The sequence below is a fragment of the Flavonifractor plautii ATCC 29863 genome (assembly GCF_000239295.1).
Classification (GTDB): domain Bacteria; phylum Bacillota; class Clostridia; order Oscillospirales; family Oscillospiraceae; genus Flavonifractor; species Flavonifractor plautii.
This window is the reverse complement of the sequence record NZ_JH417652.1, coordinates 57,259-83,864: the sequence shown is the minus strand read 5'-3', so window position 1 is coordinate 83,864 and position 26,606 is coordinate 57,259. Positions and strand designations below refer to the sequence as shown.

At 61.3% G+C, this 26,606-nt stretch carries 25 protein-coding genes, 1 tRNA gene and 1 riboswitch; of the genes, 12 read left to right on the top strand and 14 right to left on the bottom strand.

Features of this window, described 5'->3' with window-relative positions:
* The first annotated feature begins 129 nt into the window (after nucleotides 1-129).
* From HMPREF0372_RS02500 to mgtA, 4 genes are all read left to right on the top strand, one after another.
* On the top strand, nucleotides 130-789 hold the full coding sequence (locus HMPREF0372_RS02500; RefSeq protein WP_007488682.1) for an MgtC/SapB family protein: 660 nt from the start codon (nucleotides 130-132) through the stop codon (nucleotides 787-789).
* A gap of 11 nt (nucleotides 790-800) precedes the next feature.
* Nucleotides 801-1,058: a hypothetical protein gene (locus HMPREF0372_RS02495; RefSeq protein ID WP_007488679.1), complete on the top strand. Its 258-nt coding sequence runs from the start codon at nucleotides 801-803 to the stop codon at nucleotides 1,056-1,058.
* Nucleotides 1,055-1,372: a DUF3784 domain-containing protein gene (locus HMPREF0372_RS02490; protein WP_007488677.1), complete on the top strand. Its 318-nt coding sequence runs from the start codon at nucleotides 1,055-1,057 to the stop codon at nucleotides 1,370-1,372. Before HMPREF0372_RS02495 ends, HMPREF0372_RS02490 begins: the two co-directional genes overlap by 4 nt.
* Nucleotides 1,373-1,518: 146 nt before the next feature.
* Nucleotides 1,519-4,281 carry a magnesium-translocating P-type ATPase gene (gene mgtA, locus HMPREF0372_RS02485; RefSeq protein WP_007488675.1) on the top strand — a complete coding sequence of 921 codons (2,763 nt, stop codon included), beginning with the start codon at nucleotides 1,519-1,521 and terminating at the stop codon, nucleotides 4,279-4,281.
* Between the two features lie 539 nt (nucleotides 4,282-4,820).
* On the opposite strand, the gene HMPREF0372_RS02470 is transcribed toward mgtA, so the two are convergent.
* Together HMPREF0372_RS02470 and HMPREF0372_RS02465 are read right to left on the bottom strand one after the other, a co-directional pair.
* Nucleotides 4,821-6,641: an ABC transporter ATP-binding protein gene (locus HMPREF0372_RS02470; protein WP_007488671.1), complete on the bottom strand. Its 1,821-nt coding sequence runs from the start codon at nucleotides 6,639-6,641 to the stop codon at nucleotides 4,821-4,823.
* 2 nt (nucleotides 6,642-6,643) lie between these two features.
* A complete protein-coding gene (locus HMPREF0372_RS02465; protein ID WP_039996536.1) occupies nucleotides 6,644-8,371 on the bottom strand; it encodes an ABC transporter ATP-binding protein in 1,728 nt (575 codons plus the stop codon).
* Nucleotides 8,372-8,474: 103 nt separating this feature from the next.
* Between HMPREF0372_RS02465 and HMPREF0372_RS02460 the strand changes: the two genes are divergently transcribed.
* Nucleotides 8,475-9,302 carry a MerR family DNA-binding transcriptional regulator gene (locus tag HMPREF0372_RS02460; RefSeq protein WP_007488669.1) on the top strand — a complete coding sequence of 276 codons (828 nt, stop codon included), beginning with the start codon at nucleotides 8,475-8,477 and terminating at the stop codon, nucleotides 9,300-9,302.
* A 177-nt stretch (nucleotides 9,303-9,479) separates the two neighbouring features.
* Nucleotides 9,480-10,685, top strand: a complete 1,206-nt coding sequence (locus HMPREF0372_RS02455) for an FprA family A-type flavoprotein (RefSeq protein ID WP_007488666.1) — start codon at nucleotides 9,480-9,482, stop codon at nucleotides 10,683-10,685.
* A 56-nt stretch (nucleotides 10,686-10,741) separates the two neighbouring features.
* Here HMPREF0372_RS02455 and HMPREF0372_RS02450 read toward each other — a convergent pair whose 3' ends face one another.
* On the bottom strand, nucleotides 10,742-11,479 hold the full coding sequence (locus HMPREF0372_RS02450) for a hypothetical protein (protein ID WP_039996534.1): 738 nt from the start codon (nucleotides 11,477-11,479) through the stop codon (nucleotides 10,742-10,744).
* Nucleotides 11,480-11,584: 105 nt separating this feature from the next.
* Complete coding sequence (locus HMPREF0372_RS02445; protein ID WP_007488658.1) at nucleotides 11,585-13,708, bottom strand: ATP-dependent helicase; 2,124 nt, start codon at nucleotides 13,706-13,708, stop codon at nucleotides 11,585-11,587.
* A gap of 118 nt (nucleotides 13,709-13,826) precedes the next feature.
* Between HMPREF0372_RS02445 and HMPREF0372_RS02440 the strand changes: the two genes are divergently transcribed.
* From HMPREF0372_RS02440 to HMPREF0372_RS02420, 5 genes are all read left to right on the top strand, one after another.
* Nucleotides 13,827-14,405, top strand: coding sequence for a GNAT family N-acetyltransferase (locus tag HMPREF0372_RS02440; RefSeq protein WP_039996533.1), 579 nt, complete (start codon nucleotides 13,827-13,829; stop codon nucleotides 14,403-14,405).
* A gap of 58 nt (nucleotides 14,406-14,463) precedes the next feature.
* Nucleotides 14,464-14,574: riboswitch (TPP riboswitch) on the top strand.
* 76 nt (nucleotides 14,575-14,650) lie between these two features.
* Entirely contained in the window at nucleotides 14,651-15,262 is a 612-nt protein-coding gene (locus HMPREF0372_RS02435) for an ECF transporter S component (protein WP_007488657.1), read from the top strand.
* 3 nt (nucleotides 15,263-15,265) lie between these two features.
* Nucleotides 15,266-16,144: an ABC transporter substrate-binding protein gene (locus tag HMPREF0372_RS02430; RefSeq protein WP_007488656.1), complete on the top strand. Its 879-nt coding sequence runs from the start codon at nucleotides 15,266-15,268 to the stop codon at nucleotides 16,142-16,144.
* Nucleotides 16,125-17,594: an ABC transporter ATP-binding protein gene (locus HMPREF0372_RS02425; RefSeq protein WP_007488655.1), complete on the top strand. Its 1,470-nt coding sequence runs from the start codon at nucleotides 16,125-16,127 to the stop codon at nucleotides 17,592-17,594. Before HMPREF0372_RS02430 ends, HMPREF0372_RS02425 begins: the two co-directional genes overlap by 20 nt.
* Nucleotides 17,569-18,276, top strand: coding sequence for an energy-coupling factor transporter transmembrane component T family protein (locus HMPREF0372_RS02420; RefSeq protein WP_007488654.1), 708 nt, complete (start codon nucleotides 17,569-17,571; stop codon nucleotides 18,274-18,276). The genes HMPREF0372_RS02425 and HMPREF0372_RS02420 overlap by 26 nt, the downstream gene beginning before the upstream one ends.
* Before the next feature lie 38 nt (nucleotides 18,277-18,314).
* On the opposite strand, the gene HMPREF0372_RS02415 is transcribed toward HMPREF0372_RS02420, so the two are convergent.
* The 3 genes from HMPREF0372_RS02415 to HMPREF0372_RS02405 all read right to left on the bottom strand — a co-directional run bounded on the left by HMPREF0372_RS02415 (nucleotide 18,315) and on the right by HMPREF0372_RS02405 (nucleotide 19,729).
* The gene (locus tag HMPREF0372_RS02415) at nucleotides 18,315-19,169 is read right to left on the bottom strand and encodes a DNA/RNA non-specific endonuclease (protein ID WP_007488652.1); all 855 of its coding nucleotides are present in this window, start codon (nucleotides 19,167-19,169) and stop codon (nucleotides 18,315-18,317) included.
* Complete coding sequence (locus HMPREF0372_RS02410; RefSeq protein WP_007488651.1) at nucleotides 19,166-19,579, bottom strand: hypothetical protein; 414 nt, start codon at nucleotides 19,577-19,579, stop codon at nucleotides 19,166-19,168. Before HMPREF0372_RS02410 ends, HMPREF0372_RS02415 begins: the two co-directional genes overlap by 4 nt.
* 62 nt (nucleotides 19,580-19,641) lie before the next feature.
* A tRNA-Leu gene (locus HMPREF0372_RS02405) sits at nucleotides 19,642-19,729 on the bottom strand.
* A 206-nt stretch (nucleotides 19,730-19,935) separates the two neighbouring features.
* Between HMPREF0372_RS02405 and HMPREF0372_RS02400 the strand changes: the two genes are divergently transcribed.
* Nucleotides 19,936-21,225, top strand: a complete 1,290-nt coding sequence (locus HMPREF0372_RS02400; protein ID WP_007488649.1) for a ParB N-terminal domain-containing protein — start codon at nucleotides 19,936-19,938, stop codon at nucleotides 21,223-21,225.
* A gap of 389 nt (nucleotides 21,226-21,614) precedes the next feature.
* On the opposite strand, the gene HMPREF0372_RS02395 is transcribed toward HMPREF0372_RS02400, so the two are convergent.
* From HMPREF0372_RS02395 to HMPREF0372_RS02365, 7 genes are all read right to left on the bottom strand, one after another.
* A complete protein-coding gene (locus HMPREF0372_RS02395; RefSeq protein ID WP_007488647.1) occupies nucleotides 21,615-21,995 on the bottom strand; it encodes a sensory rhodopsin transducer in 381 nt (126 codons plus the stop codon).
* Between the two features lie 44 nt (nucleotides 21,996-22,039).
* On the bottom strand, nucleotides 22,040-22,414 hold the full coding sequence (locus tag HMPREF0372_RS02390; RefSeq protein WP_009257643.1) for a phenylpyruvate tautomerase MIF-related protein: 375 nt from the start codon (nucleotides 22,412-22,414) through the stop codon (nucleotides 22,040-22,042).
* A gap of 26 nt (nucleotides 22,415-22,440) precedes the next feature.
* Nucleotides 22,441-22,776: a phenylpyruvate tautomerase MIF-related protein gene (locus tag HMPREF0372_RS02385; protein ID WP_039996542.1), complete on the bottom strand. Its 336-nt coding sequence runs from the start codon at nucleotides 22,774-22,776 to the stop codon at nucleotides 22,441-22,443.
* Between the two features lie 61 nt (nucleotides 22,777-22,837).
* The gene (locus HMPREF0372_RS02380; protein WP_007488643.1) at nucleotides 22,838-23,968 is read right to left on the bottom strand and encodes an iron-containing alcohol dehydrogenase; all 1,131 of its coding nucleotides are present in this window, start codon (nucleotides 23,966-23,968) and stop codon (nucleotides 22,838-22,840) included.
* 27 nt (nucleotides 23,969-23,995) lie between these two features.
* The gene (locus HMPREF0372_RS02375) at nucleotides 23,996-24,817 is read right to left on the bottom strand and encodes a carbon-nitrogen hydrolase family protein (protein WP_007488641.1); all 822 of its coding nucleotides are present in this window, start codon (nucleotides 24,815-24,817) and stop codon (nucleotides 23,996-23,998) included.
* 25 nt (nucleotides 24,818-24,842) lie between these two features.
* Nucleotides 24,843-25,592 carry a glutamine amidotransferase gene (locus HMPREF0372_RS02370; protein ID WP_007488639.1) on the bottom strand — a complete coding sequence of 250 codons (750 nt, stop codon included), beginning with the start codon at nucleotides 25,590-25,592 and terminating at the stop codon, nucleotides 24,843-24,845.
* Nucleotides 25,589-26,602: an ABC transporter ATP-binding protein gene (locus tag HMPREF0372_RS02365; protein ID WP_007488637.1), complete on the bottom strand. Its 1,014-nt coding sequence runs from the start codon at nucleotides 26,600-26,602 to the stop codon at nucleotides 25,589-25,591. Before HMPREF0372_RS02365 ends, HMPREF0372_RS02370 begins: the two co-directional genes overlap by 4 nt.
* Nucleotides 26,603-26,606: the final 4 nt, after the last annotated feature.

The window sequence follows — 26,606 nt, the reverse complement described above, 5'->3', positions numbered from 1 at the left end:
TTTTCAATTTGCGAAAATTATTGTACCTTATCAAGGATTTAGCCATAGGCTTAACAGTAAAAAACAGTTATACTTTGCCCTGTAAAAAAAATTTGAGAATGGGGGCGACCCTATGGGGTATTGAAGTTTATGGGCCGGATCGGTCTTTCGGTTCTATTGGGATTCTTGATCGGATTAGAGCGCCAGATTACCGGCCATCCCGCCGGAATCCGTATCAATGTTCTGATTTCAATGGGGGCCTGCCTGTTCCTGATGTTTCCGCTCATGTCCGGCTCGGATGAGGTGTACCGGATTGCCAGTTACATTGTATCCGGCGTTGGATTCCTGTGCAGCGGGGTGATTTTTAAGGAGGGCGGAACCGTCCGTGGGCTAAATACAGCAGCAACTCTTTGGTGTACGGCCGCTGTCGGTGTACTGTCCAGTTCCGGCAGCTGTCTTTTTGCGGTTGCCGCAGCGGTTATTCTGATTCTTTCAAATCTGCTGTTCCGGCCGCTGGCGGTAAAGATCAAGCCCATTACCTGCGGTGAAGAAACGGAACGAACCTACCGCATTTCTGTTACCTGTCAGGAAAATGCGGAAACAGAAATACGCGCGCTTCTGATCAACAGCAATTCGTGTAAAACATTGTATCTTACGAATTTGGAGAGCAGTGATGTAATTGGCGGCAAGGTAGAGATTCAGGCGGATTTTCTTTCCGTTGGTAAAGCAAAGGCTCAGATGGCCGAGGCGATTGTAAACCGACTTTTGACGCTCTCCAGCGTAGTCAGCGCCGGATGGGAATTGGTATAGGAGGGACAGATATGAAGTTTGAATTGCTCTTATCGCATTGGCTTAGAGTGACAAATATTATTTATGCGGCGCTGTCCTCCGGTGTTTTAGCGGCAGTTCTTGCCTTTCCAGAATTCCGCAGGATTCTCTTTCAAAGCTGGCTGGTTGTAACTGATGTGTTTCAGCTTTTTCTCATTATCCTGCTTTTTATACTGCTCTCTAAAATAGCCCAGTTGAACAGGATTGGAAATGGGTGGAGAAATGAAAAAAGGAAGGAGAAGAACCTATGAATCGCGCTTGCCTTTTCCTTGGCATTCTTTTTCTCGCTGCGGGTATTTACTTCTATTCCGGTAAGGCGGTTAATCATATTGCAGCATGGAAGACAATGCCGGAGGAAGAAAAAAGAAAAATCCACATTCGTCCCCTTTGCCGAAATGTGGGGATGATGATCGCCACAAGCGGTATCATTTTTTTACTCAGCGGAGCATGGTACGCGTTTCGTAAAAGCGGGTTTTTATGGTGTATGGTCGGCTGGATGGTCCTATCCGGCGCGGATGTGTACTGGATCGGAAAATCCGGCCGGTACCAGAGTTCAGGAAAATAGCCGGCAGCGTTCCTTACGGTAAAGGAGGTGGTTTTATGGATGCTGGCCCTTCTCGAAGTAGATCGAGCAACCGCACCCGTAAGACTATGGATAGATTTTGGGGGTGGCTGATGCTCATTTAAAAAGTAAAGGAGGTATCGACCCCAATGTATCAAAAGGAAAAGAACCAAATCACGGTTCATAAAACGGCTGCGGATATGGTTCGCAGGGATGAGGCCAACAAAAAGCTGGCCTTTGCAGCAGGCAATAAAATCAAACCGGTTTTGAAGCAGCTTGATACTGCGCTGACCGGACTGGGTGATAAGGCGGTGATTTCCCATCGGATCGCTTTTGGGCGGAATAAAGTAACGCATGAAAAGAAAAAATCGCTTGTTGCAAGATTGGCAGGGGCGTTTATCAATCCATTTACCGCAATTTTGTTCTGCCTGGCAGTCGTATCTATTTTTACCGATATTGTTGTACCGATCCTTCAGCATGCACCGGAGGATGTGGCTCCGCTTACCATCATCATAATTTTGACGATGGTATTTATTTCCGGTACACTTCGGTTTGTCCAGGAATCCCGGTCGGGGAATGCCGCGGAGAAGCTGTTGGCGATGATTACCACCACTTGCACGGTTACAAGAAAGAACAACGGGAAGCAGGAGATCCCTCTGGAAGATTTGGTAGTCGGTGATATTATTCATCTCTCCGCTGGCGATATGGTTCCGGCGGATGTACGGGTGCTGGAGGCCAAAGACCTGTTTATCAGCCAGTCGGCCCTGACAGGGGAGAGCGATCCCATCGAAAAGATTCCGGTTGTCTGTGAGCAGGAATACGATTCCATCACAGATTACCCGAACATCGCCTTTATGGGAAGCAATGTCATCAGCGGGAGTGCAACGGCGGTCGTGGTAGCCGTAGGTGATGATACCCTTTTCGGCTCCATGGCGGTGTCTGTCGCGGGAGAAGCAGTGGAAACCAATTTTACGAAAGGCGTAAACGCAGTTTCCTGGGTCCTGATTCGCTTCATGCTGGTGATGGTACCGGTGGTATTCTTCATCAATGGTCTGACCAAGGGTGACTGGCTGGAAGCGTTTCTGTTCGCCATTTCCGTGGCAGTGGGCCTCACCCCTGAAATGCTGCCGATGATCGTCACCACCTGCCTTGCCAAAGGTGCGATGTCCATGTCAAAGAAAAAGACCATCGTGAAAAACTTAAATTCTATTCAGAACTTTGGGGCGATGGATGTACTCTGCACGGATAAAACCGGCACATTGACCCAGGACAAAGTGGTTCTGGAGTACCACATGGATGTGACCGGAAAGGAAGATATTCGTGTTTTAAGACATGCGTACCTGAATAGCTACTTCCAGACCGGATATAAAAATTTGATGGATATAGCGATTATTGAGCGGACAGAGGAGGAAGAAGCGGCCAATCCCCAGTTGGCCGATCTCTCCGCAGTTTACCACAAGGTAGACGAGATTCCGTTTGACTTCACCAGGCGCCGCCTTTCAACGGTTGTAGAGGATACCAGCGGGAAACGGCAAATGATTACCAAGGGTGCCATAGAAGAAATGCTCTCCATCTGTTCTCATGCGGAATATCAGGGAGAGGTGCAGCCACTTACCGATCAAATTCGGCAGGCGATTCTGAAAACAGTAGCCGATTTGAATGAGGACGGGATGCGCGTAATCGCCATTGCGCAAAAACGGGCGCTTCCTGCCGCTGATACATACAGCGTCAAGGACGAGTGCGATATGGTTCTGATGGGATACCTTGCATTTCTTGATCCACCCAAGGAATCCACCGCGGAGGCGATTCGGGCATTGAAAGCCCATGGCGTCACCACAAAAATCCTCACCGGAGATAACGACCGTGTGACCCGCTGTATCTGCAAGCAGGTGGGCCTCAAGGTAAGCAATCTTCTGCTCGGCTCCGATGTGGAACGCATGAGCGATGACGAGCTGATCCAGGTGGCAGAATCTACGGATGTATTTGCCAAGCTCTCGCCGGATCAGAAGGCACGTGTTGTGACGGCCCTGCGGAGCGGCGGCCATACCGTAGGCTTTATGGGGGATGGCATCAATGACGCTGCGGCGATGAAATCGGCGGATATTGGCATTTCCGTGGACACTGCAGTAGATATTGCAAAAGAGTCGGCGGACATTATCCTGCTGGAAAAAGACCTGATGGTACTGGAGCAGGGTATCATTGAGGGCCGCAAAACCTATGCCAATATGATTAAGTATATCAAAATGACGGCCTCCTCCAACTTTGGAAATATGTTTTCGGTATTGGCAGCCTCGGCACTCCTTCCCTTCCTGCCGATGGAGAGCGTCCATCTAATCTTGCTGAACCTCATCTATGATCTGAGCTGTACCGCCATCCCTTGGGACAACGTGGATGAGGAATTTATCGCTGTTCCACGCAAGTGGGAAGCATCCAGCATTGGGAATTTTATGATCTGGATCGGGCCTACGAGTTCTATCTTCGACTGGACAACATACGCCTTTCTGTACTTCGTTTTCTGCCCGATATTCGTTTCCGGCGGCGTGCTTTATAATGACCTGTCTGCTCATTACAGAGGAGCGGAACTGGCACAAATGCAGACTACTTATGCGGCCATGTTCCATGCCGGGTGGTTTGTGGAATCCATGTGGAGCCAGACGCTGGTGATCCACATGATCCGAACCCCGAAACTGCCGTTTATCCAGAGCCGCGCCTCGGCCCCGGTGACGTTGCTGACCTTTACCGGCATCGCGGTACTGACGGTCATCCCCTTTACCGCATTGGGAAAAATGCTCGGATTTGTCGCCCTCCCCGCAGCTTATTTTGCTTACCTGATCCCCTGCATTTTGTTGTATATGGTGTTGGCGACCAGTATTAAGAAAGCCTATGTGCGTCATTTTGGGGAGCTGCTGTAACAGGAAGGGAGTGTGCATGATATGACAATCAATTGGAACACAATATGGATGAATTTGTTCGGAAGAACGGAGCTGTTCGGAATCAATATGGGGTTTTGGGCAGCGATAACCGTGACGGGACTTATTGTGATCCTGATGAATGTGGTCTTTTGGACACGGAAAAGATTTCATTCATACGGAGACAGTTTATAGCTATTGAACCCCCTGGAGAGCTCCTTCCTGATCCACAAGGCCATGCGCTTTGACAGCAAGGGCGGGAGAATCCTGGATGTGATTTCCGATAACTATGAAAAGCTGGCGCCCTCCGCAGACACCCGGCTGCGGGTCAACCGTAGCGGGATCCAGCAAAAAATCATTATGAAATTCTTGCACATATAACGTAAAACAAGAAGCCCGTTGCAGAATAAAACGGTTCTGCAACGGGCTCCTTTTCACACCAAAATGAAAAAATGCTATAAAGTTGTGGGCAAATATTTAAAGGAAGGGTAAAAGGGGCAGCAACGCAGGCCCTGGGGCAAGTGACGGGCCACCTTCTCCCGTCACGCCGCCTCGAACTGGCTGCGGTAGAGGGAGGCGTAAAAGCCGTTCCGGGCCATCAGTTCCCTGTGGGTGCCCCGCTCCACGATGTCGCCGTCCCGCACCACCAGGATCAGATCCGCGCTGCGGATGGTGGACAGGCGGTGGGCGATGACAAAGCTGGTCTTGCCCTCCATTAAACGTGCCATGGCCTTCTGGATCTCCACCTCGGTTCGGGTATCCACGCTGGAGGTGGCCTCGTCCAACACCAGGATGGCCGGGTCGGTGAGCATGGCCCGGGCGATGGTCAGCAGCTGCATCTGTCCCTGGGACACGCCGGTGGTCTCCCCGGAAAGCGGGGTATCGTACCCCTGGGGCAGGGTGCGGATGAAGTGGTCGCAGCAGGCCGCCCGGGCCGCCGCCACGATCTCCTCCCGGGTGGCGTCCCGCCGGCCGTAGGCGATGTTCTCGGCGATGGTGCCCTCAAAGAGCCAGGCGTCCTGGAGCACCATGCCGATGCGCCGCCGCAGCTCCCCCCGGGGCAGGGCGGTGATGTCCTGTCCGTCGATGGAGATGGAGCCGCCGTCCAGCTCATAGAAGCGCATCAGCAGGTTGACCAGGGTGGTCTTGCCGCCGCCGGTGGGGCCCACGATGGCCACCATCTCGTTGGGGCGCACCTCCAGATTCAGATCGTGGATCAGGGTGCGCTCCGGGGTGTAGCCGAAGCGCACGTGGCGAAACTGCACGTGGCCCTGCGTGATCACGGAGGCATCCCCTGCCGCATCGGGCCGCTCCTCCTCCTCGTCCAGCAGGGCGAACACCCGCTCGGCCCCCGCGATGGCGGCCTGGAGGGAGGTGATGACGTAGGAGGCCTCGGTCACCGGCTCGGCGATCTGGTTGACATACTGCAAAAAGGCCTGCACGGCGCCCAGGGTGATAGCCCCGCCCAGGGCCATGCCGCCGCCCAGGACGGCGGTGGCGATGAAGCCAAGCTGGCCCAGCACGCGGATGGCGGGGTAGATGGCGTAGTCGGCGAACTGGGCCCGGCGCTGGGCGCGGAACTGGGCCTCATTGAGAACCTCCGCCTCCTCCAGCATGGCCGCCTGCCGGTTGAACACCTTGACCACCCGGTTACCCGCGTACAGCTCCTCCACCTTGCCGGTCAGCGCCCCCATGGCCGCCATATTGCCGCCGTAGGCCCGCTGGGCCAGGGCGGAGACGTAGCCGGTGGCCGTCATGCTGAGGGCCAGGGAGACCAGCACCACCAGAAAGAGCCTGGGACTGAGCATCACCATGGCAGCCGCAGCCAGAGCAATGGTAAACACCGCCGACACCAGCTGCATCAGTCCCACCTGCATCACGGAGGACACCTTTTCCAGATCGTTGGTGACCCGGCTCATGATGTCGCCGGTCTTGTGTCCGTCAAAGTAGCGCAGGGGCAGGCGGTTGAGCTTGGCGCTGACGTCCTGGCGCAGGGAGAGGGTCAGCTCCTCCCCCACTGTGGCGATGATATACTGCTGCACATAGGACATCAGGCTGCTGAACAGCGCCGCGGCGGCCACCAGCAGCACGGGCAGCCCCAGGGCTCCGGCGGCGGTCTCCACCACGCCGGCGGAGCCGTCAAAGGCCCGGATGGCGTCCACCAGCCGGTCGATGCCCATTCCAACCGCCAGGGGAATGGCGGTGAAGGAGGCGGAGCTGAGCAGCGCCGCTCCGGCCACCAGCAGCAGCTTCCCCCGCTGGCGGGCCATCCGGCCCAGCAGCCGCCGGGCGGTGGCCCTGGTGTTGCGGGGAATGTCCTCATGGGAGAGCTCCCGCTTTTCGGTTTTCTTTTTGCGTGCCATGCTCACGCCCCCTCTCTCTGCATCTGACTGTCCGCGATGGCCCGGTAGACCGGGCAGGTCTCCAGCAGCTCCCCGTGGGTGCCGGCACCCACCAGCCGCCCCTCGTCCAGCACTAGAATCAGGTCGGCGTCCAGGATGGTGCTCACCCGCTGGGCCACGATGAGCTTGGCGGGGCGCACCACCTGCTCCCGCAGGGCGCGGCGGAGGGCGGCGTCGGTCTTCACGTCCAGGGCGGAAAAGCTGTCGTCAAAGAGGAGCACCCCGGCATCCTTCACCAGCGCCCGGGCGATGGACAGCCGCTGCCGCTGACCGCCGGAGAAGTTGGTGCCCCCCTGGGCCACCGGGGCATCCAGCCCTAAAGGGAGCCGCTCCACAAAGTCGGCGGCCTGGGCAATGCCCAGGGCCCGCCACAGCGCCTCGTCCGTAGCGTTCGGCCGGCCCATGCGCAGATTCTCCGCGATGGTGCCGCTGAACAGGAACGCCTTCTGGGGGACGCAGCCGATGCGCTCCCGCAGCTCCTGCTGGGTGAGGGCGCGCACGTCGGCACCGTCCACGCGGATGGCCCCCTCCCCCACATCGTGGAGCCGCAGCAGCAGATCGGCCAGGGTGCTCTTGCCCGAGCCGGTGCTGCCGATCACGGCGGCGGTCTGGCCTGGATACAGGGTGAAGGAGATATCCCGGAGCACAGGCTCCTCCGCCCCTGGGTAGGAGAAGCTCACGTGGTCAAACTCCACCGCCGGGCGGCCGGGCCCGGCCACAGTGGCGGAAGCGGCCCCGTCCTCCACGTCGGGCCGGGTATCCAGCAGGGCGGTGAGGCGGGCCAGGCAGGCCCTGGCCTTGGGCAGCGTGGTGAGCACCGACACCGCCATGAGCAGGTAGCCCATGGTCAGGATGGAGTACTCGGTAACGGCGGTGATCTGCCCCACCTCCATGCCGCCGCCCAGGGTGAGCACGCCGCCCGCCCACAGCACCACGGCCATGAGGGCGCCCATGAGCATCCACACCACCGGAATGGCCACGGCAAAGAGCCGGTTCAGGCGGATCATGTTGTCGGCGTAGGAGCGGTAGGCGTCGCCGGAGCGGGCCTCCTCATAGGCCTCGTTGCCGAAGGCCCGGATCACCCGCACGCCGGTGACCGCCTCCCGCACCACACGGTTGATGCGGTCCAGGCGCACCTGGATGCTGCGGGAGAGGGCGTTGGACTTTCGAAGCACCACGGCGGCCACCGCCGCCAGCGCCGCCATAAAGCCCACCTGTATGACGGCCATGACCGGGGTGACCATGGCCGTCATCACGATGGACGCGCCTACAATGAGGGGAGCGGGCACCACCATCTGGAGCACCATCCCCATGGTCTGCTGCAGGTTGGTGATGTCGGAGGTGGTGCGGGTGATCATAGATGAAACGCCCACCTCATCGAACTGGTGGAGGGAGAGCTCCTGGCTCTTGCGCAGGAGCAGGGGGCGCATTTCAAAACCGAAGCGGGCGCCCAGGTCGGCGGTCACCCAGCTCCCGGCGGCGGCCACCGCCGCCGACAGCAGGGCCACGGCCAGCATCTGCCCGCCCGTGCGGAGAATGGCGTCCATATCCCCAGGCAAAATGCCCAGGTCCACCACGTTGGCAATCAGGGCCGGGATGAGCAGCGTGCCCACCACCTGGCCCAGCAGAAGGAGCAGGGCCAGCGCCGCCATACCCCGGTGCCGCTTGTAAAAGGATCGCAGGTATTTCATGAGGGCCTCCTTTGCCGTCTTGCTTTTTTTACCGGCAAGAGGTATCATAAACTTTAGAGCGACTTCAATGTCAAGAAAAAATTAAGAGAGCCGGAGGCCCGCCATGAATCAGAAGAAAAAGCTCTCCATCCTGGAGTTCTCCCGCCTGACGGGCATCAGCCGGGACAACCTGCGCTTCTACGACCGCATCGGTCTGCTCTGCCCGGAGCAGCGGGGGGAGAACAACTACCGCTATTACGCCCGGCACCAGCTCAACTCCGCCTATCTGATCGGCTCCCTCCGGCTGCTGGAGGTGGGGCTGGAGGATATCCGGCACTACTCCGCCGGCCGCACGCCGGAGCGGATGCTCGCCCTCTTTGCCCGGCAGGAGGAGCGCATCCAGGCCGAGATCGCCCGCCTGCGGGAGACCAGCGAAATCATGAAGCTGCGGGCCTCCCTGGCCCGGGAGGCCTTGGCCCACGCGGAAGGCGCTTATCTGCTGGAGGAGCGGCCCCGGGAACGCATCTTTTTGTGTCCCCCCGCCCCGGACGGCCTCAGCGGCGAGGAGAGCGAAATCTTTGCCTACGAGTATGCCGCCGGGAAGGGCGTCCATCTGGGCCACCCGGCCGGAGTACTCATCACACCGGACAGCACCGCCAGTGGAGAGCCCGTTTGGCGCTACCGCCTCTATTTTAAAACCGGCGGCCGACGGGGTAACGCCTGGAAGCCGGCTGGGCGGTACGCCGTCGCCTATGGACGAAGCATTCCAGACGATTTCGAGCGGGCTTGGGCAGGACTCCACGCCTTTCTGGCGAGCCGGAGCCTGCGCCCCACCGGCAGCGCCTACGGAGAGCTGCTGCTGGACGAGCTCTCCGTCCAGGATACGGGGGACTATTTCGGACGGTTGGAGGTCCCGGTGACGGTTGATTCCTGTTTGGAAAGAGGAATCTAACTTTTTTTGTGAAGACCCCCCATAAATCTTGTGTTTTCCGGCCATTCCTCTCCGTCTGTACCCTTGACGGAGTATCGCAGGTCTGCTATGATAATGGATTGGAAAAGACAGATTTCGCCTGGTCCCGCCGGGCTTTCCCGCACTGGCGCCAGGCCCCGTTTCAAAGGAGAATGCCATATGTATTGTACCCGCAAGCTGACAGAGCAGGTCTGGTGGGTGGGCGGAAGCGACCGCCGGCTGGCCCTGTTCGAGAACCTCTTTCCCATCACCCGCGGCGTCTCTTACAACTCCTATTTGATCCTGGACGAGCAGACCGCCGTGGTGGACACCGTGGACTCCTCCATCTCCCGCCAGTTCCTGGAGAACGTGCTCCACACCCTGGACGGCCGCCCGCTGGACTACCTGGTGATCAACCACATGGAGCCCGACCACTGCGCCAGCATTGAGACGCTGCTGCTCCGCTTCCCCACTCTCAAGCTGGTGGGCAACGCCAAGACCTTCGCCTTTATGGGGCAATTCTACGATTTCCCCCTGGACGGGCGCACCGTCACCGTCAAGGAGGGGGATACCCTCTCCCTGGGCGGGCATACCCTCCACTTCCATATGACTCCCATGGTCCACTGGCCGGAGGTCATGATGACCTATGAGTCCAGCGAGAAGCTTCTCTTCTCCGCCGACGCTTTCGGCTCCTTCGGCGCCACGGGCGGCAATCTGTTTAACGACGAGCTGAACTTCGACCGGGACTGGCTGGACGACGCCCGCCGCTATTACGGCAATATCGTGGGCAAGTACGGCCTCCAGGTGCAGGCCGCGCTGAAGAAGCTCTCCGGACTGGACATTGCCATGATCTGCCCCCTCCACGGCCCCATCTGGCGCAGCAATCTGGACTACCTTCTGGACAAGTACGACAAGTGGAGCCGCTACGAGCCGGAGGAGCGGGCCGTTGCGGTGCTGTACGCCTCCATGTACGGCGACACCGAGAACGCTGTCAACCTTCTGGCTGCGGGTCTGGCTGACAGCGGGGTAAAGAACATCGCCATGCACGACATTTCCTCCACCCATGTCTCCACCCTTATCTCCGAGGTCTTCCGGTGCAGCCACCTGGTGCTGGCCGCCCCCACCTATAACAACGGGGTCTATCCCGCCATGGCCACCTTCCTCCATGACATGAAGGCCCTTGGCCTGCAAAACCGCACGGTGGCCTTGGTGGAGAACGGCTCCTGGGCTCCGGTCAGCGGCAAGCTGATGCGTGAGATGCTGGGTGAGCTGAAGGGTTTCCAGGTGCTTGAGCCCGTGGTCTCCCTCAAGTCCGCCCTCAAGGACAGCTCTCTGGAACCGCTCTTCCAGCTCAGAGACCGTATTCTGGACTCTCTCAACGGGTAAGTCAAGCAGACAAAATGCGGCCCATCGGTCAATGACCGACGGGCCGCGTTCGTTTTTCAGCCGGGCCGCTCCGTAGCCGGAATCCAGTCCTCCAGAGACAGAAGCCGGCTCCCCACCAGTTCCTCAAACTCCGCCGCAAAGGTGTCCTGATCCACCTCCGCGTCGTCCACCAGATAGGTGAATACCTCCGTGCCATCCTCCTGCGTATCCTGGTGTACCGCCAGGGAGGCGCACTCCTCCGTCTCCCCATCGGGCAGATAGCGGAACACCGTGTAGAGGTTGGAATACCGATTGGGCCCGGTGCCCGTGTCATACTGCCGTACCATGGCGCCGTCCTCCAGGGGGTAGTCCCGGCAGCTCATCTCCACGATGTCGTACTGCCAGCAGCTCAACTCCCCGTCCCCATAGTGGAACACGGCGTTGAACTGTTGGGGCTGCTCTACCATCTGCACCACCAGCTCCGCCCCGCCGTCCCCGTCCAGATCCAGCAGCACATACTCCAGCTCCTCCGCCGGGGGCAGGGTGACCTGGTGCAGCTCCAGCCCCTCCGGCGGGCGATCCAGCGCCCCCGGCTCCCCTGCCAGCAGGGCCCGGTAGTCCGCCAGGGCCTCGGCCGACACAGGCGCGGGGGACAACGGAGGCGAAACAGGCATGGAGTTGGCGGGTTCTTTCAGAGCTTCCAGGGGGGCGGACGCGGGGCTGCTGGACGGTGCCGGCGGCTCTCCGCCTCCCGCGCAGGCGGTAAGGGCAACGGCCAGCAGACAGGCCAGCCCCGTTATGGACGTGTGGTTCACAGCGGTATTCCTCCTTCGGGCCGTTATGCCGTCATGATAACACCCCCACAGCCCGAAGGGAAACCCCTACGCGGTTTCAAATGGTGAAAATTTGGTAACAGGCCCTCAGAAGCCCGGGGCGGAGGCCAGCCGGAGCAACCGCTTCCGCAGGCAGGCGGTCAGCTCCACCTTTTTGGTGCCAACCTCGTCGAAGGCGATCACCGCCACCGCGCCGGAGCGGCTCACCACCATGCCGGGCCCGAAGGCCCGGTGCACCACCGCCGTGCCGGGCAGGTAGTCCTTCTCCCACGCCGCCACCGCGGCGGCGTCAGGCTCCGCCGGGGCCTTGCCCGGAGTCCTGGGTCTCTGGGACGCCCACTCCGGCGTGCCCAGGAACTGCCCCACGAAGGAGGCCGGGGGTGACGGCTCGCCAAAGCGGTTGTCACAGGTGAGCAGAACAAGCTGCCGCCGGGCCCGGGTGGCCCCCACGTAGAAGAGCCGCCGCTCCTCCTCCAGGGCCGCCCGCTCCTCGTCGGACAGGTCGTTTCCCTTCCGGGGGTTCACCGATGGGAAAATGCCGTCCACCGCGTCGATGAGGAACACCCGGTCATACTCCAGGCCCTTGCTGGCGTGGATGGTGGAGAGCACAAAGGGGCAGGCCGGGTCGCCGCCCCCCGCCTCCACCGTGTCCCGCAGCGCCTCCAGGCGGCAGAGAAAGCCCTCCACCCCCGGCTCCTGCCGGGCCAGGGCCAGCAGCAGCTCCACCCGGCTCTTGTCGCCCCCCTGGCTGGACAGGTAGTCCCCATAGCCCATGTATTTGACGATGCGCTGGAGGGCGGCAAAGCTGGAGAGCTGGGGCAGCTTGGACAGGTGGGTGCGCAGGGCCTTGAGCCGCCCCGTCTGCCAGGGCTCGACGCCGCCCCCGTCGATGAGGGCGTCCAGCACCGGCGCGCCCTCCGGCACCCGGCGCAGCTTCTCCTGGAGGATGCTCCGCTTGACGCGCACCTCCAGCTTGTAGTAAATCCGCAGAAACCGCTCCCGATCCGTGCCATCTAAGGCAAAGCGGAGCACGTCGGTGAGATCCCGCACCGCCGGGCTGGTGAAGAAGAAGCTCTCCCGCTGGCGGCAGGCGTAGGGGATGCCCCGGCGCTCCAGCAGGTCGATGAGGGGTAGGGCGCTGTCGTTGTTGCGGTAGAGCACGGCGGTGGACTCCGTGCAGTCCGCCGCCGCCTGGGCCAGATAGTGGGCCTGCTGCCCGAAGTCGTTGAGATTTACGTGGCGCACCGGCTCCCCCTGGGGACGGCTGGCCCGCATGTGCTTGGGGTGGCGGCTGCCGTTGCGCTGGATGAAGGCGTCCGCCTTCTCCACGATGGCCCCGGCGGAGCGGTAGTTGGTCTCCATCAGCAGCACCTCCCCCTCCGGGTAGATCTGCCGGAACTCCATCAGCGCCTGGGGCCAGGCCGCCCGGAAGCCGTAGATGCTCTGATCCTCGTCCCCCACCATGAACAGGTTGCGGCTCCGGGCGGCCAGCAGGCGGAGGATGGCGTGCTGGATTTTGGAGGTATCCTGGGCCTCGTCCACGCAGAGGTAGGGGTATTTGCTCTGGAAGTGGGCCAGGATGTCGGGATACCGGCGGAGAATCCGCAGGGCAAAGACCATCTGGTCGTCGTAGTCCATGCGGCGGTTGCGCTCCAGGTACTCCCGGTAGCCGAAATAGACCGCGGGAAAATCCACCCCGTCCATCTCGATGGCCCGCACCTCCTCGTCCCGCAGCATCCCGTTCTTGCAGCAGGTGATGCGGGTGCGCACCTCCTTCACCTCCTGCTCCCCCGGCCACTCGGCCCCGTGGGACTGCATCAGCCAGCGCACCAGGGCGTTCAGCTCCCCCTCGTTGGTCCACAAAGCGAAAGGCTCCGCCCCCTTGGCCCAGGCGTAGTAGGAGATGATGGACTGGCAGATGCCGTTGATGGTGCGGAAGGCCAGCGCGCCGGCGTGCTCCTCCCCAAAGAGGGCGGCGAAGCGCCGCTTCATGTCCCCGGCGGCGGCCACGGTGTAGGTGACGGTGAGGATGCGCCCCGGCTCCACCCCCAGGCAGTGGATGAGATAGCCCAGCCGGGTCACCAGGGTGGTGGTCTTGCCGCTGCCCGGCACCGCCAGCAGCAGGGTGGGCCCCTCGGCCTGGAGGATGGCCGCCTCCTGCTGGGGATCGGGGGTGAGGGCGTATCTGGCTTTGAATTCGGGGTAGGTCATGGCGTGTCCTCTCTTTCCGTGCGTACTGTTCAGAGTACCCCAGCCCCGGCGGAAAGTCAAGCGGCAGTTGCGGCATGGTCTGGGGCTTGCTATACTGGGTAAAAAGGAGGAATGTCCCATGTCCGCCAACACCCCCCGTCTGGAGACCGAACGCCTGGTGCTCCGCCGGTTTACCCCGGCGGATGTGGAGCCGCTGTTTTCCCTGATGCGCGACCGGGAGGTTAACACCTTCCTGCCTTGGTTCCCGCTGGAGACCGAGGCGGACGCCGCCAGATATCTGGAGGAGCACTACCTGGACTACTACCGCCGCCCCTCCGGCTGCCGCTACGCCGTCTGCCTGCGGGAGAACGACAGCCCCATCGGCTACCTCCATGTGGACGACGGGGAGAGCCATGATCTGGGCTACGCCCTGGCCCGGCCATCCTGGGGCCGCGGCTACATGACCGAGGCCGCCGCCGCGGTGGTGGAGCATCTGCACGCCGACGGCCTGCCCTTCCTCACGGCCACCCACGACGCGGACAATCCCAAGAGCGGGGCGGTCATGGAGCGCATCGGCATGACCTACCGCTACTCCTACGAGGAGCTGTGGCAGCCGAAAAACCGGCTGGTCATCTTCCGTATGTACCAGATGGATTTGAATGGCACGTGGCCCACCTACCGGGCCTACTGGGACTGCTGGCCCCGCCACTGGGTCTGAAATCCGCCCTTGCAATTTGCGGAAAGGCGTGCTATAGTTGCCACAGAAAAGTCTGCACAACTGAATGCTGGGGGGCCGGATGGAATCCGGCTGAGAGTTAGGCTGTTCTGCCTATGACCCATGGAACCTGTTGGGTAATGCCATCGTAGGGAGCGCGGTTCACGCCGTTTTGCCGTTTTTTGCAAAGTCGCTCAGCGAAGGCTGTGCGGCTTTTACTTTTGCCTAAAACGGAGGTATCTGCAAGAATGAGACGAGAACCCTGGAAACTCAAGGACGTGGTCATGATGGCCATACTGGGTGTGCTGTTCGCGGTGGTCTACATGGCCGTGTTTTACGGCGGCACCGCCATTTCGGTGGCCCTCACCCCCCTGGGCCTGTCGGCCTTCGGCTTTGAACTCATCTACGGCGTGTGGTTTATGGCCGCCACCATCGCCGCCTACATCATCCGCAAGCCCGGCGCGGCCCTCATCACCGAGGTACTGGCCTCCGCCATTGAGCTGCTCATGGGCAACTCCGGCGGCGCCACCGTGGTGCTCACCGGCCTCATCCAGGGCGTCGGGTGCGAGCTGGGCTTCGCCGTATTCCGCTACCGGAAGTACAACCTGCTCTCCATGGCCCTGTCCGGCGTCTTTGCCGCCGTGTGCATCTTCTGCTACGAGCTGTACTACCTGAGCTACTATCTGCTGGCCCCCACCATGCTGGCCGCCCAGTTGGCCGTCCGCTTTGCCAGCGCCGTGGTCTTCTCCGGCGTCATCGCCAAGCTGGCCTGCGACGGCCTGGCCCGGACGGGGGTACTGCGCAGCTACGCCGTGGGCGCCCGGCTTGCCCCGGTATCCATCGACGATGAGGAGGAATAAGCAATGGGTAAACTGAATGTGGTTCTGGACTGGTTTGCAAATACCAATCACACCGGCTTTCTGCTGGCGGAGAAGCGGGGCTACTTCGCGGAGGCGGGCCTGGAGGTGCACATCGACGGCGAGGTTCACGGCGTTATGGATCTCCACGGCGCCGATTTCGTGCTGGGCCCCCAGATTTCCATGCTGGACTGCATGTCCCGCGGGGTGGAGCTCACCGGCGTGGCCGTCCTCACCCAGCGTTCCGACTCCGGCATCGTCTCCCTGAAGGAGAGCGGCATCACCTCCCCCCGGCATCTGGAGGGCAAGCGCCTTACCCACTGGGCCCCCCGCTGGTTCCACGGCGTGATCGGCGAGGCCGTGCGCCTGGACGGCGGCGACTACGGCAAGGTGGAGCTGGTGCCCATGGACGTGGGCGACATCGTATCCACCCTGGGCGCCGCGGCCGACGCCACCTGGGTCTACGCCAACTGGGAGAATGAGGAGCTTATCGCGGCGGGCAAAGAGATCAACTTCATCAATCTGGCCGACGTGGATCCCCTCTTCGACTTCTGCGCCCCCGCCATCGCCGCCACGCACCAGGTTCTGCGGGACCGCCCCGCCGAGGTACGGGCCTTCCTGGCCGCCCTGGACCGGGGCTATCAGGAGGCGGCCCGCGATCCGGAGGGGGCCGTCCTGGCGGTGAAGGACGGCCTGCCCGCCGTGTCCGAGGCCATGCTGGTGCGCAGCCAGAGGCACCTGGCCCCCCTGCTGCTGGATCAGCGGGGCCACTGGGGCGCCATCCGCCCGGAGCGCTGGGAGCGGATGGCCGACTGGCTGGTGGCCAACGGCTACTACGACCGCCGCCGCCCCACCGAGTACACCAATGACTTCCTCCCCGTCTGAGGTGGGCCGCATCACCCTGGAGCGCGTCACCTTCCGCTACCTGGAGCAGAGCAAGCGCCCGGTGCTGGACGAGGTCAGCGCCTCCTTTGACCGGAGCCGCATCACCGTCCTCACCGGCCCCTCCGGCTGCGGCAAGAGCACCCTGCTCTATCTGGCGGCGGGGATCTATCCCCAGAACGCCGGGTTCCTCCAGGAGGGCACGGTGCGGGTGGAGGGACAGGAGCCCGCCGCCCTGGGGCCGGGGGAGCGGTGCGCCCTGGTGGGCATGCTGTTTCAAAACCCGGAGCTCCAGTTCTGTATGGACACGGTGGAGAACGAGCTGTTCTTCTGTCTGGAGAACCGGCGGGTGCCCCGGGCGGAGATGGAGGAGCGGCTGAGCGCCGCCCTGGACTTCTGCGGCATCGCCCACCTGCGCCGCCGCCCCCTCCGCTCCCTGTCCGGCGGGGAGAAGCAGCGGGCCGCGCTGGCCTGTCTGGCCGCACTGCGGCCGGCCTGGGTCCTGCTGGACGAGCCCTTCGCCAATCTGGACGACCATACCGCCGCCCTTCTCTGCGGGCAGCTCGCCCGGCTCCACCGGGAATGCGGCACCGGCATTCTGGCCATCGACCACCGGCTGGATCACTGGCTGCCCATCGCCGACGAGATACGCCTCATGGCCCAGGACGGCACGCTGGACGGCGCCGCCTATGCCCCCAGCGCCCTCTCCCCTCAGGCGTGGGCGGAGCGGGGCGTCAGCGTCCCCGGCTGCCCCTACCAGGCCGCCCGGCCGGTCAAGACCGGGCCGGAGGAGGTGGTGCTCTCCCTGCGGGGCCTGCGGGTCTCCCAGGATGGGCGCGAGGTGCTGCGGGACGTGAACGCCGACTTCTTCCGGGGGCGCATCCACGCCATCGTGGGCCCCAGCGGCAGCGGCAAGAGCACCCTGTTCGGCGCCCTCAGCGGCCTTTACCGCTATCAGGGCTCCGCCCGGCTGGAGGGGATGGAGCTGTCCAGGCACCGCCGCCGGCTGACCGGCCGCATGGGCTTCGTCACCCAGAGTCCCCAGGACCAGTTCGTGGCGGACACCGTTCTGGACGAGGTGACGGTCAGCCTGCGCCACAGCGCCGGGGCGGGCGATCCCGCCGCCGGGGCCGAAGAGGTGCTCCGCCGGATCCAGCTCTGGCGCTTCCGCCGCCTGTCCCCCTATATGCTCAGCCAGGGCCAGCAGCGGCGGCTGGGGGTGGCCGCCCTGCTGGCCTACGACTGCCGGGTGCTGGTGTGCGACGAGCCCACCTACGCCCAGGACCGCGGCCGCACCGCCGCCATCATGGACGCCCTCCAGCGGGAGGTGGTGGAGCGGGGCCTCACCCTCATCCTGTCCACCCACGACCGGGCACTGGCTCAGGACTACGCCGACATTCTCTACGAGCTGAAGGAGGGGAGCCTGTATGAAGTCGCTCAATCCCGCCTGTAAGCTCATCGGGCTGGTGGTGCCCACCCTTCTGCTGGCCGGACTCCATCACCCGGCGGTCAACCTGGCAGTATTTGCGGTATGTCTGGCCGCCCTGCTTCTCTCCCGCGCCAACGTCAAGGTGCTGGCCGGGGCCCTTCTCCCCGTGCTTCTGGTGGCGGTGGGCATGTTCTCCACCGGCTACCACTTTCACGCCGGGGCGGGCATGCCCATCAACGCCGCCGCCCAGGCCCTCACCGGGGCGGCGGTGTGGAACGGGCTGGTGCTGGGCAGCCGGGTACTGGCCTTCGCCGGGCTGGGCCTGCTCTTTGTCCTCACCACCGACCGCATCCTCCTAGTGCGCTCCCTCCAGCAGCAGCTCCGCCTCCCCCCGGTGTTCGCCTACGGCCTGCTGGCCGCCTGGGGCATCCTGCCCAATATGATGGAGGAGTACAAGCGCACCCGCGCCGCCTTTGCCGCCCGCGGTATCCGGGTTTTTCCCGTCTCCCCCGCCCTGCTCAAGCCCCTGCTGGTCAAGTCGGTGCGCTGGTCGGAGGAGCTGTCCATCGCCATGGAGTCCAGGGGCTTCGACGGCCGCGTCCCCCGCACGTGCAGCCAGCCCCTGCGCCTGCGGCCGGTGGACGTCCTCTTCCCCATCCTGTCCTGCGCCCTGTTTCTGGCCCTGTTCTTCCTGCTGGGACGCTGAAAAACCGCCGCGGAGCGAGGCTCCGCGGCGGTTTTGCTTTACGGCTTGCACTGGCCGCAGGGGGAATAGCCCTCGTCCAGCAGGGCCTCCCGGCTTCCGGTGTAGTCCGTCCGGTTCTCCGGCTTCATGTCCTCCACGCTGGCGCAGGTGGGCAGGTGGAATTTCTTCGTGTTGGTATTCAGCACGTAGGCGGTACCTGCGGGGGTTGGGCTGGACTGGATCTCCCCCTGTTCCCCTTCCGCCCAGCTCGCGCCGGTGGCGTAGTCGATGCCGATGCCCGGCTGGACGTTGTAGACATAGACGTTGAAGCAGATGCCCTCCCTCTCGTCCTCCACGCTCCCGGCCTCCATCAGCACTCCGCTGGCCACCAGATTGTCCCCCTCATAGAGCGGGGTGACCCGGTAGAGGACGTGGTTGGAGGTCTCCTTCACATAGTCGGCCACCAGGTTCTCAAAGGGCAGCATGCCCTCCACATTCATGTAGCGGGTCCCGGTGATCAGGTTGCGCTCGTTGGCGTTCTCGCCGGTGAGCTGGAACCCGATGAGGTGGCAGCGGTTATAAAGGTACTGACCGCCGTACTCCACGTTGATCCAGCCGGAGGGCTTCACCGAGCTGATGCTCTCCCGCGCCTCGGTGGGCATCAGCTCCTCCCCCACGCAGGCGTAGGCCGTGCCGCAGCGGCCCAGCCCGTCCAGCGCACTGTAGGTCTCAAAGGCCTCGGTGGTATATTCCTCCTCCCCAAAGAAGGGCTGGTTGTCATTGATGACCACATAGGGCTCGCCCGCATAGGCGGGCACCTGGTCCAGATCGTAGCTGACCGCCGGGGCGGCCTCCCCCTGGCAGCCGGCCAGCAGCAGGGCCAGGAGCAGCAGGAGCGGAAAGACGCGTCTCATCGGGTGTAGACCTCCTTTGTAATGCGCTCGTGGGAGTGGCCGGAAAACTCCTCCCGGCGGGCCAGAGTCCATCCCGGAGGGCCGGGCCGCACATCCAGCCAGGCGTCGGCGGGGTAGCGCCGGTTCCAGCGGTAGAGCACCAGCCCCTCCAGCCGGTCCAGCCAGGGCAACAGGGGCGGCTCCTCCACAAAGCAGAGCTCCCCCGGCCCGGCCTGGGCCAGGAAATCCTCCGCCGCGGTCAGATACTCCGGATACGGCGCCTCAAACAGCCGGAGCGTGTCCCGACTCATCCACAGCCGGCGGCCCGCCGCATCCTCCAGGATGCGGGCGCACACCGCCCGGTCCCTGCTCTGCCGCCGCCCGTGGAACGCCATCCCCCAAGCCTCGTCCACGCAGACAATTGCTGTCATCCGGCTACATCTCCTCTCGGCATAAAAAGAAAAGCACCTGTGTAACACAGGTGCTCTTCCGTTGGTGCGCGAGGCGGGACTTGAACCCGCACGTGCGTAATGCACACTAGAACCTGAATCTAGCGAGTCTGCCAATTCCACCACTCGCGCATGTCCCTTTGTTCAGAACAGGTTGTATTTTACCATCTTCTCCCCACCTTGTCAACCCCTTTCATCAAATTTATGACCTCTATTTTTTCTTATTTCAAAATCTGTGCAGCGATTCTCTTTTTAGCTTGATTCTTTTTTCCGTCTTTGATATAATGCTTTTGAGATAAAAATTCTCAATATATTATTCTCAAGAGTGGAGGATCGAAATGAAGCGGATGTTTACAAAGAGCAAGACCAAGGCAGATATCCTGTCCATGCTGGACAGGATGATTGCGCAGCACGGGGATGCAATGTCCATTCCCATGCTCCGTGTGGATCAGAGCGACCACCTCAAACTCTACACCTGCGCTCTCACCACCGGCTTCCTACAGGCTATGATCTGCCGCCTCCCCCGCAGCCTGGAAAACCCAGAGGGCATTCAGCGCGCTCTGGTCATGAAAAAGGTCTCTGAAATTGAGGAGCGCCTCTCCAGCGGCCCGTATGGCTTTCCCAACGCCATTGTTATCATCCTCAGATGCCAGGACAGCCCCTATATAACTGTTGCCCCTCTGGAGAGCCGCACCAGCGACTCCTCCGGCATTGTCCTTTTGACCGTCGCTCTCCACCGTTACCGTGAGCACATCGCAGCCTGTGCGGCAGACGAGGCGGGCTATCTTCTAGCCCCAGAGCAGGAACTGCTGGGCTATATGATCGACGGCCATCACCGCACCGAAGGGGCTTATGCGGCGGGCAAGCTGGACTACCCCTTCCTCACCGGCGTCTACTTGGATCTGGATCTGCGCAAGATGGCGGCCTCCTTTGCTGAGATCAACTGCAACCAGGAGAAGCCCTCCGCCATACATACCAACGCCATCCGCAACCTCTCCGGCCTGATGTCCGACCGGGAGAACACCGCCTTTGACCTGATGGACGAGCTCAATGGCCGGGCCGGCCTCTTTCATGACCGGATCAAGATGTTCGACGGCCCCCGTGCCCGCTCTCTGCCCCGGGCTTATGTCAACTCCAGCAAAATGCAGAAGCTGCTGGAGCATTGGCTCGAGATCAACCTGCAGAACGGCTTTAACTACACCACTTTTTCCGCCCGGGTGGAGGCCATCGAGACTTATTTTTCCGCCTGGAAGGCATGTTACCCGCAGGCCTGGGACAGTTCCGCGCACGTTCTGACCAAAACAATGGGAATCGACATCCTGTTTGATCTATACGGACTGCTGTCGGAGTTCATGCGTTCCTCCATTCTCGCCCCCGGCGCTCTTCCGGAACGGGAGGACTTCATTACCGCCATTCACAGGTGCTTTTTCGACCTTCAGGAGCAGGACGGCACGGCCTTCTATCTTCCCAAGCGGCTCGAGCTCGATGCCCAGAGCGGCGAATCTATCCCTCTGACCTGGGAGAGCTCCACCTTCGGTGGACTGTCCAGCGGCAAGGGAATCCACTTCCTGAAGGGAAAGCTACGCGAGATGATCGCCCTCACACGGCACAGCTTCCCCGTACACTGACTACTCCAAAGCACCCGCCGGACTGCTCCGGGAGGGCGCTTTGCATGGTATGATACGCCTCAGCGGGCGGCTCCAGCCCCGGCTGTTTGCCCGTACAATGACAAACTCCCGGTAGCAGGTCCATATTCCCCAGGGCACGCGCCCACCAGTCGCACTGAACGTTGGAGAACTTCGTCCCCTCCGCCCACCACAGGAATTTCTCGTTCTCACTCTCGGCAATGCGGGAACCGATGAACCGGTCTGCCCTTACCACTTCTTTCCCATATTGATGATTTAATTATCGCAGTCTAATGATCAATATATCAGCTCTGCCCTCTTCTATCAAAAAGCATGCATAGAAGAAGCGCACCAGCCGGCGGCCGGTGCGCTTCTTCTATGTATTTTGGGGGTTAGTCCTCCCGGTCCAGGGTGATGTGGGGGACCATGGTGGTGGTAAAGGTCAGCTCAGGCTGGGAGGTGTCACAGTGGCTGAACTGTACCGGCATATCCATGTCGCTCTCCACAACCACGGCATAACCGACATTCATGGGAACGGGCTCACCCTTGTCGTTCTCCATCAGGTCGAACCGGGCATGCTTGGTCCGGCGGGCAGGCACCACGCTGGTATAGCCGGTCATGGGCTCACGATCCTGGAAGTAGAAGGTGAAGCGCACATGGGCGTCCCGGTCGGTCTCGTTGATGAAGGCGCAGCCCTCATGGCTGGTGAAGTAGCCGGTGCCGCGGGAATGAAGGTAGGCGTCGGGAATATACCACTTGTACTTGTACTCCATATTGATCCACTCACTTTCTATTGTAATTGTTTGTTGCAGTTCACTCAGACCGGCGCGGGGCCGTAGGCTCTGGGATCCGGGTCGTCCACCCAGCCCCAGGAGGGGCACACATCGTGGGCCACGAAGATCCGCTCCTTCTGGATGCCCAGCACCTGACTCAGATCATTCATGAACTCCTCGGAGAGCATCTCGCAGTTCTTGGGGCCGATGTCATAGTCCCCATGAATTTTAAAATTCACAAAGGCCGCGGGGGTATCCCTGCCGCTGAAGAACATCTGCTGCTTGTCCTCCATGACGATCATGAGCCAGCGCTCCCGCTTGGTGGGCACCTTCTCCCATGATACGGCCAGGGCAGTTTTCAGCTCCTTTGCTCTGTCGCTGGGAATCTCCACATTGGTCCTGATGATGATACAGGGCATATGCAATACCTTCCTTTCTGCAATGTTCAGTTCTTGACCCAGCCCCAGGAGGGACATTCATCGTGAGCCACAAAGATCCGCTCCTTCTGAATACCCAGTACCTGACTGACATCGGTCAGGAACTCCTCGTTCAGGATCTCGCAGTTCTCCCTGCCAAGGCTGCCTAGAATCTTGAAGTTGACAAAGGCCGCAGGGGTATCTTTGCCGCCGAAGAACATGGTGGTGTTGTCCCGGATGGTGGTCATGAGCCACCGCTCACTCTTGCCCGGAAGCTTCTCCCAGGAAACCACCAGGGCTTTTTTCAGCTCCTCGGCCTTCTCCTTGGGCACCTCCACATTGGTATACATAACAATACAGGGCATGTCCGTATCCTCCATTCCAATCATTTATCAGCAAGGGCGGTCCCCTTCTCTGGCCGCCGGATTAAAACGCCTCCAGATAGATCTGCTTTACCTCGTCCCGGGTAAGCGCCTTGGTATGATTCCGCATGCTTCCGGCAAAGACGTTGATGCAGTTGTCCGTCATCCAGTCGATTCCGGACTCCTCCACCCCCAGCTCCCGGAGCTTGCAGTTCAGATCAATGGACTTGAGGAAGCGCTCCACCGCCTCCGCGCAGTCGGTCTCGTCCTTGCCGCCCAGCAGACGGGAGATGGCCGCGTAACGCTCCGGCTTGGTGTTGTAAGAGTGGCGGAAGAGGGGGGGTGTCAGGGCCGCCAGTCCCTTTCCATGGACCACGTTATACATGCCGCTGACCGGATGCTCCATCCCGTGGCCGCCGCCCACGCCGGCGGTGTTGATGACAATGCCGCCCAGCAGGCTGGCCAGGGTGATGTTCTCCCAGTCCTCCTGTGTGCCCTCACCGTGGTACACCTTGGGCAGGCTCCCGGCTGTCAGGCGGATGGCGTGCAGGGCAAGCTGGTCGGTAATGGGCTGGCTTCGGGTGGCCAGGTAGCCCTCCATGTTGTGGGAGAGGGCATCGAAGCCCACCGAGGCCAGCACCTCCTTGGGCATGGTCTTCATCAGCTCAGGGTCGATAAAGGACACTTTAGGATAGATCAGGTCTCCCCACAGGGACTTCTTGTCCTTGGTCTCGGGGTTGGTCAGCACCGCAAAGGGGTTGGCCTCGCTCCCTGTGCCGCAGGTGGTGGGTACCTCCAGAATGGGCAGGCAGCCGGTACCCTGCTTTCCACCGGAGATATAGTCATTCACGTCACCGCCGTTCACCGCGCAGAAGGCCACCGCCTTGGCCGCATCCATCATGGAGCCGCCGCCCATGCCGATGACTAGGTCGCACCCCTGCTCCCTGGCCAGGGCCGCGCCCTCCATAACCGTGGTGGTCAGGGGGTTGGGCTCCACCTTATTGAATACCGTGGCGCGGACGCCCGCGGCCTCCAGCAGGGCGATGGAGCGGTCCAGCAGACCGGAGCGTTTCGTGCTGCTGCGGCCCGTCACGATCAGGGCGTGGGTGCCATAGCTCTTGGCCGTGGCGCCCAGTTGGTCGATCACATTGGCGCCAAACAGCAGACGGACCGGCATAAAGTAAGAGAATTCCATACGATTACCTCATTTCTTTGATTTATATCAGCAGGTATAGAGCTCCGGGCGGCGGTCCCGCAGGAGCGGGCCGTTGATCCGGGCCCTATCCGCGTCCTCCAGCTCCATCTCTGCCAGCACCACCACGTTCTCCGCCTCATCTGCCTGGGCCAGTACGGAGCCGTCCGGCCCCAAGAGCATGCTGTGGCCGAAGAACGTGTATTCTCCCTCCTGCCCGGAGCGGTTGCAGGCCGCGAGAAAGAGCTGGTTTTCAAAGGCCCTGGTCTTGAGTTCCGTCTCGAAGACGGGCAGCTCGGAAAAGCCCCCCGGCATAATGCTGCTGGAGATGGAGATCAGAATCAGCCTGGCCCCCTTCTTCATCAGCTCACGGCAGGTCTCCGGGTAGCGCCGGTCGTAGCAAATGGCCAATCCCACCTTCCCGTACCGGGTATCCGCCACCACAAACTCCGGTCCGGGTGTGAAATAGTATCGCTCATAGCTGCGCGTACAGGGTACATGTACCTTCCGATAGACCGCACCGATCGTCCCCTCCGGCGTCAGCAGAACCAGGGAATTATAGTAGGTACCAATCAGACTCTTTTCAAACAGCGGAAGGGCCAAGTAGATCCCCAGCTCCCCCGCCAGGGAACGAAAGCGCCGGACGGTTGGCCCGTCCAACTCCTCCGCGTAGGCAAAGTAGCGGGTGTCCTTATACAGCGGGAAAAACTCATCCAGCGCCAGCTCCGGCAGCACGCAGAGATCGGCCCCCTGCCTGGCCGCCTGAATCAGCAGCCGCTCCGCGCGCTCCACGTTTGCCTCCCGCCCTCCGATGTCCGCCGACATCTGTATGGCGGCAACCTTTACCTTCATTGTTCCGCCCCTTCTCTCCGGCCGGTCATCTCTGCACCACCCAGTCGATCATGTTCTTCCAGAACAGGTGGATATACTCCCATTCACAGAAAGCGGGGGGCATCCAGTGGGGCGCGCAGTCCGAGGCCCAAGCGAAGCTTCTGCCCTTTCCGTACTCATAGAAGGACAGGATGGGGTCTCCCTGGTATTCCACCGCCACCTGTGCCCCCGGCTTGGCTACGGCCTTGTTGTAGCCAAGCAGATAGGGCCATTCCTCGGGCAGCCCCTTCAGTGCCGGATGGCGCTGGGGGTCCACCTTCAGATCAATGCCTTCCGGGTGCTCCTGCCGGTCGTCATAGGGGAGAAAATCGACCGGGAGTGCCTTCTCGATGGGCGAACCGTGGTAGCAGCCCTTGCCGCCGATGCCCTGGAAGGTCATGTAGCCTCCCATCATCCCCAGGGCGCCGCCCTGCTCTACATAGTCCGCCAGGAGCTGTAGGCGGTTGGGGAAACGGACGCTTTGGGTAAACACCAGGGGGTGGAGCAACAGGGTATTGGCCCCCACATCGCTGAGAATCACCACATCATACGTCTTCAGCTCCTCCATCGTAGAGGGGAATTTCTCTCCCACCAGATGGGAGGGCAGGTGGGTGATCTCTGCAAACTCGTCCATCGCGGCATGGATTCGGTCGATCTCCGTTCCATACCCGCCAACCGAGAAGTCGTCCCACCCCTTTACCTCCATGTTATGGGTCAGCCAGGACTCCCCGGCAAACAGCATCTTGTACTTTTTCATATCAAGCTCCCTTCCATCGGTTCAATCGGTTGATTCTGTGCGGCGCAGCGGTGACACTTCACGATGTGGTCCCGTCCCACCAAGGCAGGCGCCGGAATATGCTTGGAGCAGTTCTCCGTCCGGTACGGGCAGCGGGGGTGATACCGGCATCCGGAGGGCGGCCTGATCGGGCTGGGCAGCTCGATCGGCGGCTCCCTGTTGGCCGTACTTAGGCGGGCGTCTCCGCTGATCTGGGGAATGGAGCGCAGCAGCTCCTTGGTATAGGGGTGCCTGGGGTTGTGATAGAGCTCCTCGGAGGTGCTGTACTCAATGACCTCGCCCAGGTAGAGCACCGCAATATGGTCGCTCATGTACTCCACTACGCTCAGATCATGGGAGATAAAAATAATCGAAATGCCGAACTCCTTCTGCAGGTCGTGGAACAGGTTGAGTACCTGCGCCTGCACCGACTTGTCCAGTGCGGACACCGGCTCGTCGGCCAGGATGATTTTAGGCTCCATTGCCAGGGCCCGCGCCACCGCCACGCGCTGCCGCTGCCCGCCGCTCAGGCTGTTGGGGTATTTGTTGAGGAAGGACTTCTGCATTCCAACCGCGTCCAGGTAGCGGTATGCCCGCCGGCATGCCTCATCTCTGGGCACCTGATTGGCCGTCAGGCCGAAGGTGATGTTCTGCAGTACATTCATCTTGGGGTTCAGGGAGGAGTAGGGGTTCTGAAAGACCATCTGCATATTCTTCCGAAAGGTCTGCACATCCTGCCCCGTGGCATGGGCCATGTCGTACTCCTTCCCGCAGAGCTTCATTGTGCCGCTGTCCGGCCGGATGCTGTGAAGGAGCAGCCGCGCAACCGTGGATTTTCCGCAGCCGGACTCACCGACGATGCCCAGCACCTCCCCCTCCTCCAGGCCGAGGGAAACGTGATTTACTGCTGAAACCACGTCGTTTTCACCCAGCAGGCGCTTTTTTACCACAAAGGACTTGCACAGGTCGTTGACCTCTAAAATCTTGCTCATTGTA

Coding starts and splice junctions, on each gene's coding strand:
- HMPREF0372_RS02500 (WP_007488682.1), top strand. CDS start 130: ATGGGCCGGATCGGTCTTTCGGTTCTATTGGGATTCTTGATCGGATTA.
- HMPREF0372_RS02495 (WP_007488679.1), top strand. CDS start 801: ATGAAGTTTGAATTGCTCTTATCGCATTGGCTTAGAGTGACAAATATT.
- HMPREF0372_RS02490 (WP_007488677.1), top strand. CDS start 1,055: ATGAATCGCGCTTGCCTTTTCCTTGGCATTCTTTTTCTCGCTGCGGGT.
- mgtA (WP_007488675.1), top strand. CDS start 1,519: ATGTATCAAAAGGAAAAGAACCAAATCACGGTTCATAAAACGGCTGCG.
- HMPREF0372_RS02470 (WP_007488671.1), bottom strand. CDS start 6,641: ATGGCACGCAAAAAGAAAACCGAAAAGCGGGAGCTCTCCCATGAGGAC.
- HMPREF0372_RS02465 (WP_039996536.1), bottom strand. CDS start 8,371: ATGAAATACCTGCGATCCTTTTACAAGCGGCACCGGGGTATGGCGGCG.
- HMPREF0372_RS02460 (WP_007488669.1), top strand. CDS start 8,475: ATGAATCAGAAGAAAAAGCTCTCCATCCTGGAGTTCTCCCGCCTGACG.
- HMPREF0372_RS02455 (WP_007488666.1), top strand. CDS start 9,480: ATGTATTGTACCCGCAAGCTGACAGAGCAGGTCTGGTGGGTGGGCGGA.
- HMPREF0372_RS02445 (WP_007488658.1), bottom strand. CDS start 13,708: ATGACCTACCCCGAATTCAAAGCCAGATACGCCCTCACCCCCGATCCC.
- HMPREF0372_RS02440 (WP_039996533.1), top strand. CDS start 13,827: ATGTCCGCCAACACCCCCCGTCTGGAGACCGAACGCCTGGTGCTCCGC.
- HMPREF0372_RS02435 (WP_007488657.1), top strand. CDS start 14,651: ATGAGACGAGAACCCTGGAAACTCAAGGACGTGGTCATGATGGCCATA.
- HMPREF0372_RS02430 (WP_007488656.1), top strand. CDS start 15,266: ATGGGTAAACTGAATGTGGTTCTGGACTGGTTTGCAAATACCAATCAC.
- HMPREF0372_RS02425 (WP_007488655.1), top strand. CDS start 16,125: ATGACTTCCTCCCCGTCTGAGGTGGGCCGCATCACCCTGGAGCGCGTC.
- HMPREF0372_RS02420 (WP_007488654.1), top strand. CDS start 17,569: ATGAAGTCGCTCAATCCCGCCTGTAAGCTCATCGGGCTGGTGGTGCCC.
- HMPREF0372_RS02415 (WP_007488652.1), bottom strand. CDS start 19,169: ATGAGACGCGTCTTTCCGCTCCTGCTGCTCCTGGCCCTGCTGCTGGCC.
- HMPREF0372_RS02410 (WP_007488651.1), bottom strand. CDS start 19,579: ATGACAGCAATTGTCTGCGTGGACGAGGCTTGGGGGATGGCGTTCCAC.
- HMPREF0372_RS02400 (WP_007488649.1), top strand. CDS start 19,936: ATGAAGCGGATGTTTACAAAGAGCAAGACCAAGGCAGATATCCTGTCC.
- HMPREF0372_RS02395 (WP_007488647.1), bottom strand. CDS start 21,995: ATGGAGTACAAGTACAAGTGGTATATTCCCGACGCCTACCTTCATTCC.
- HMPREF0372_RS02390 (WP_009257643.1), bottom strand. CDS start 22,414: ATGCCCTGTATCATCATCAGGACCAATGTGGAGATTCCCAGCGACAGA.
- HMPREF0372_RS02385 (WP_039996542.1), bottom strand. CDS start 22,776: ATGCCCTGTATTGTTATGTATACCAATGTGGAGGTGCCCAAGGAGAAG.
- HMPREF0372_RS02380 (WP_007488643.1), bottom strand. CDS start 23,968: ATGGAATTCTCTTACTTTATGCCGGTCCGTCTGCTGTTTGGCGCCAAT.
- HMPREF0372_RS02375 (WP_007488641.1), bottom strand. CDS start 24,817: ATGAAGGTAAAGGTTGCCGCCATACAGATGTCGGCGGACATCGGAGGG.
- HMPREF0372_RS02370 (WP_007488639.1), bottom strand. CDS start 25,592: ATGAAAAAGTACAAGATGCTGTTTGCCGGGGAGTCCTGGCTGACCCAT.
- HMPREF0372_RS02365 (WP_007488637.1), bottom strand. CDS start 26,602: ATGAGCAAGATTTTAGAGGTCAACGACCTGTGCAAGTCCTTTGTGGTA.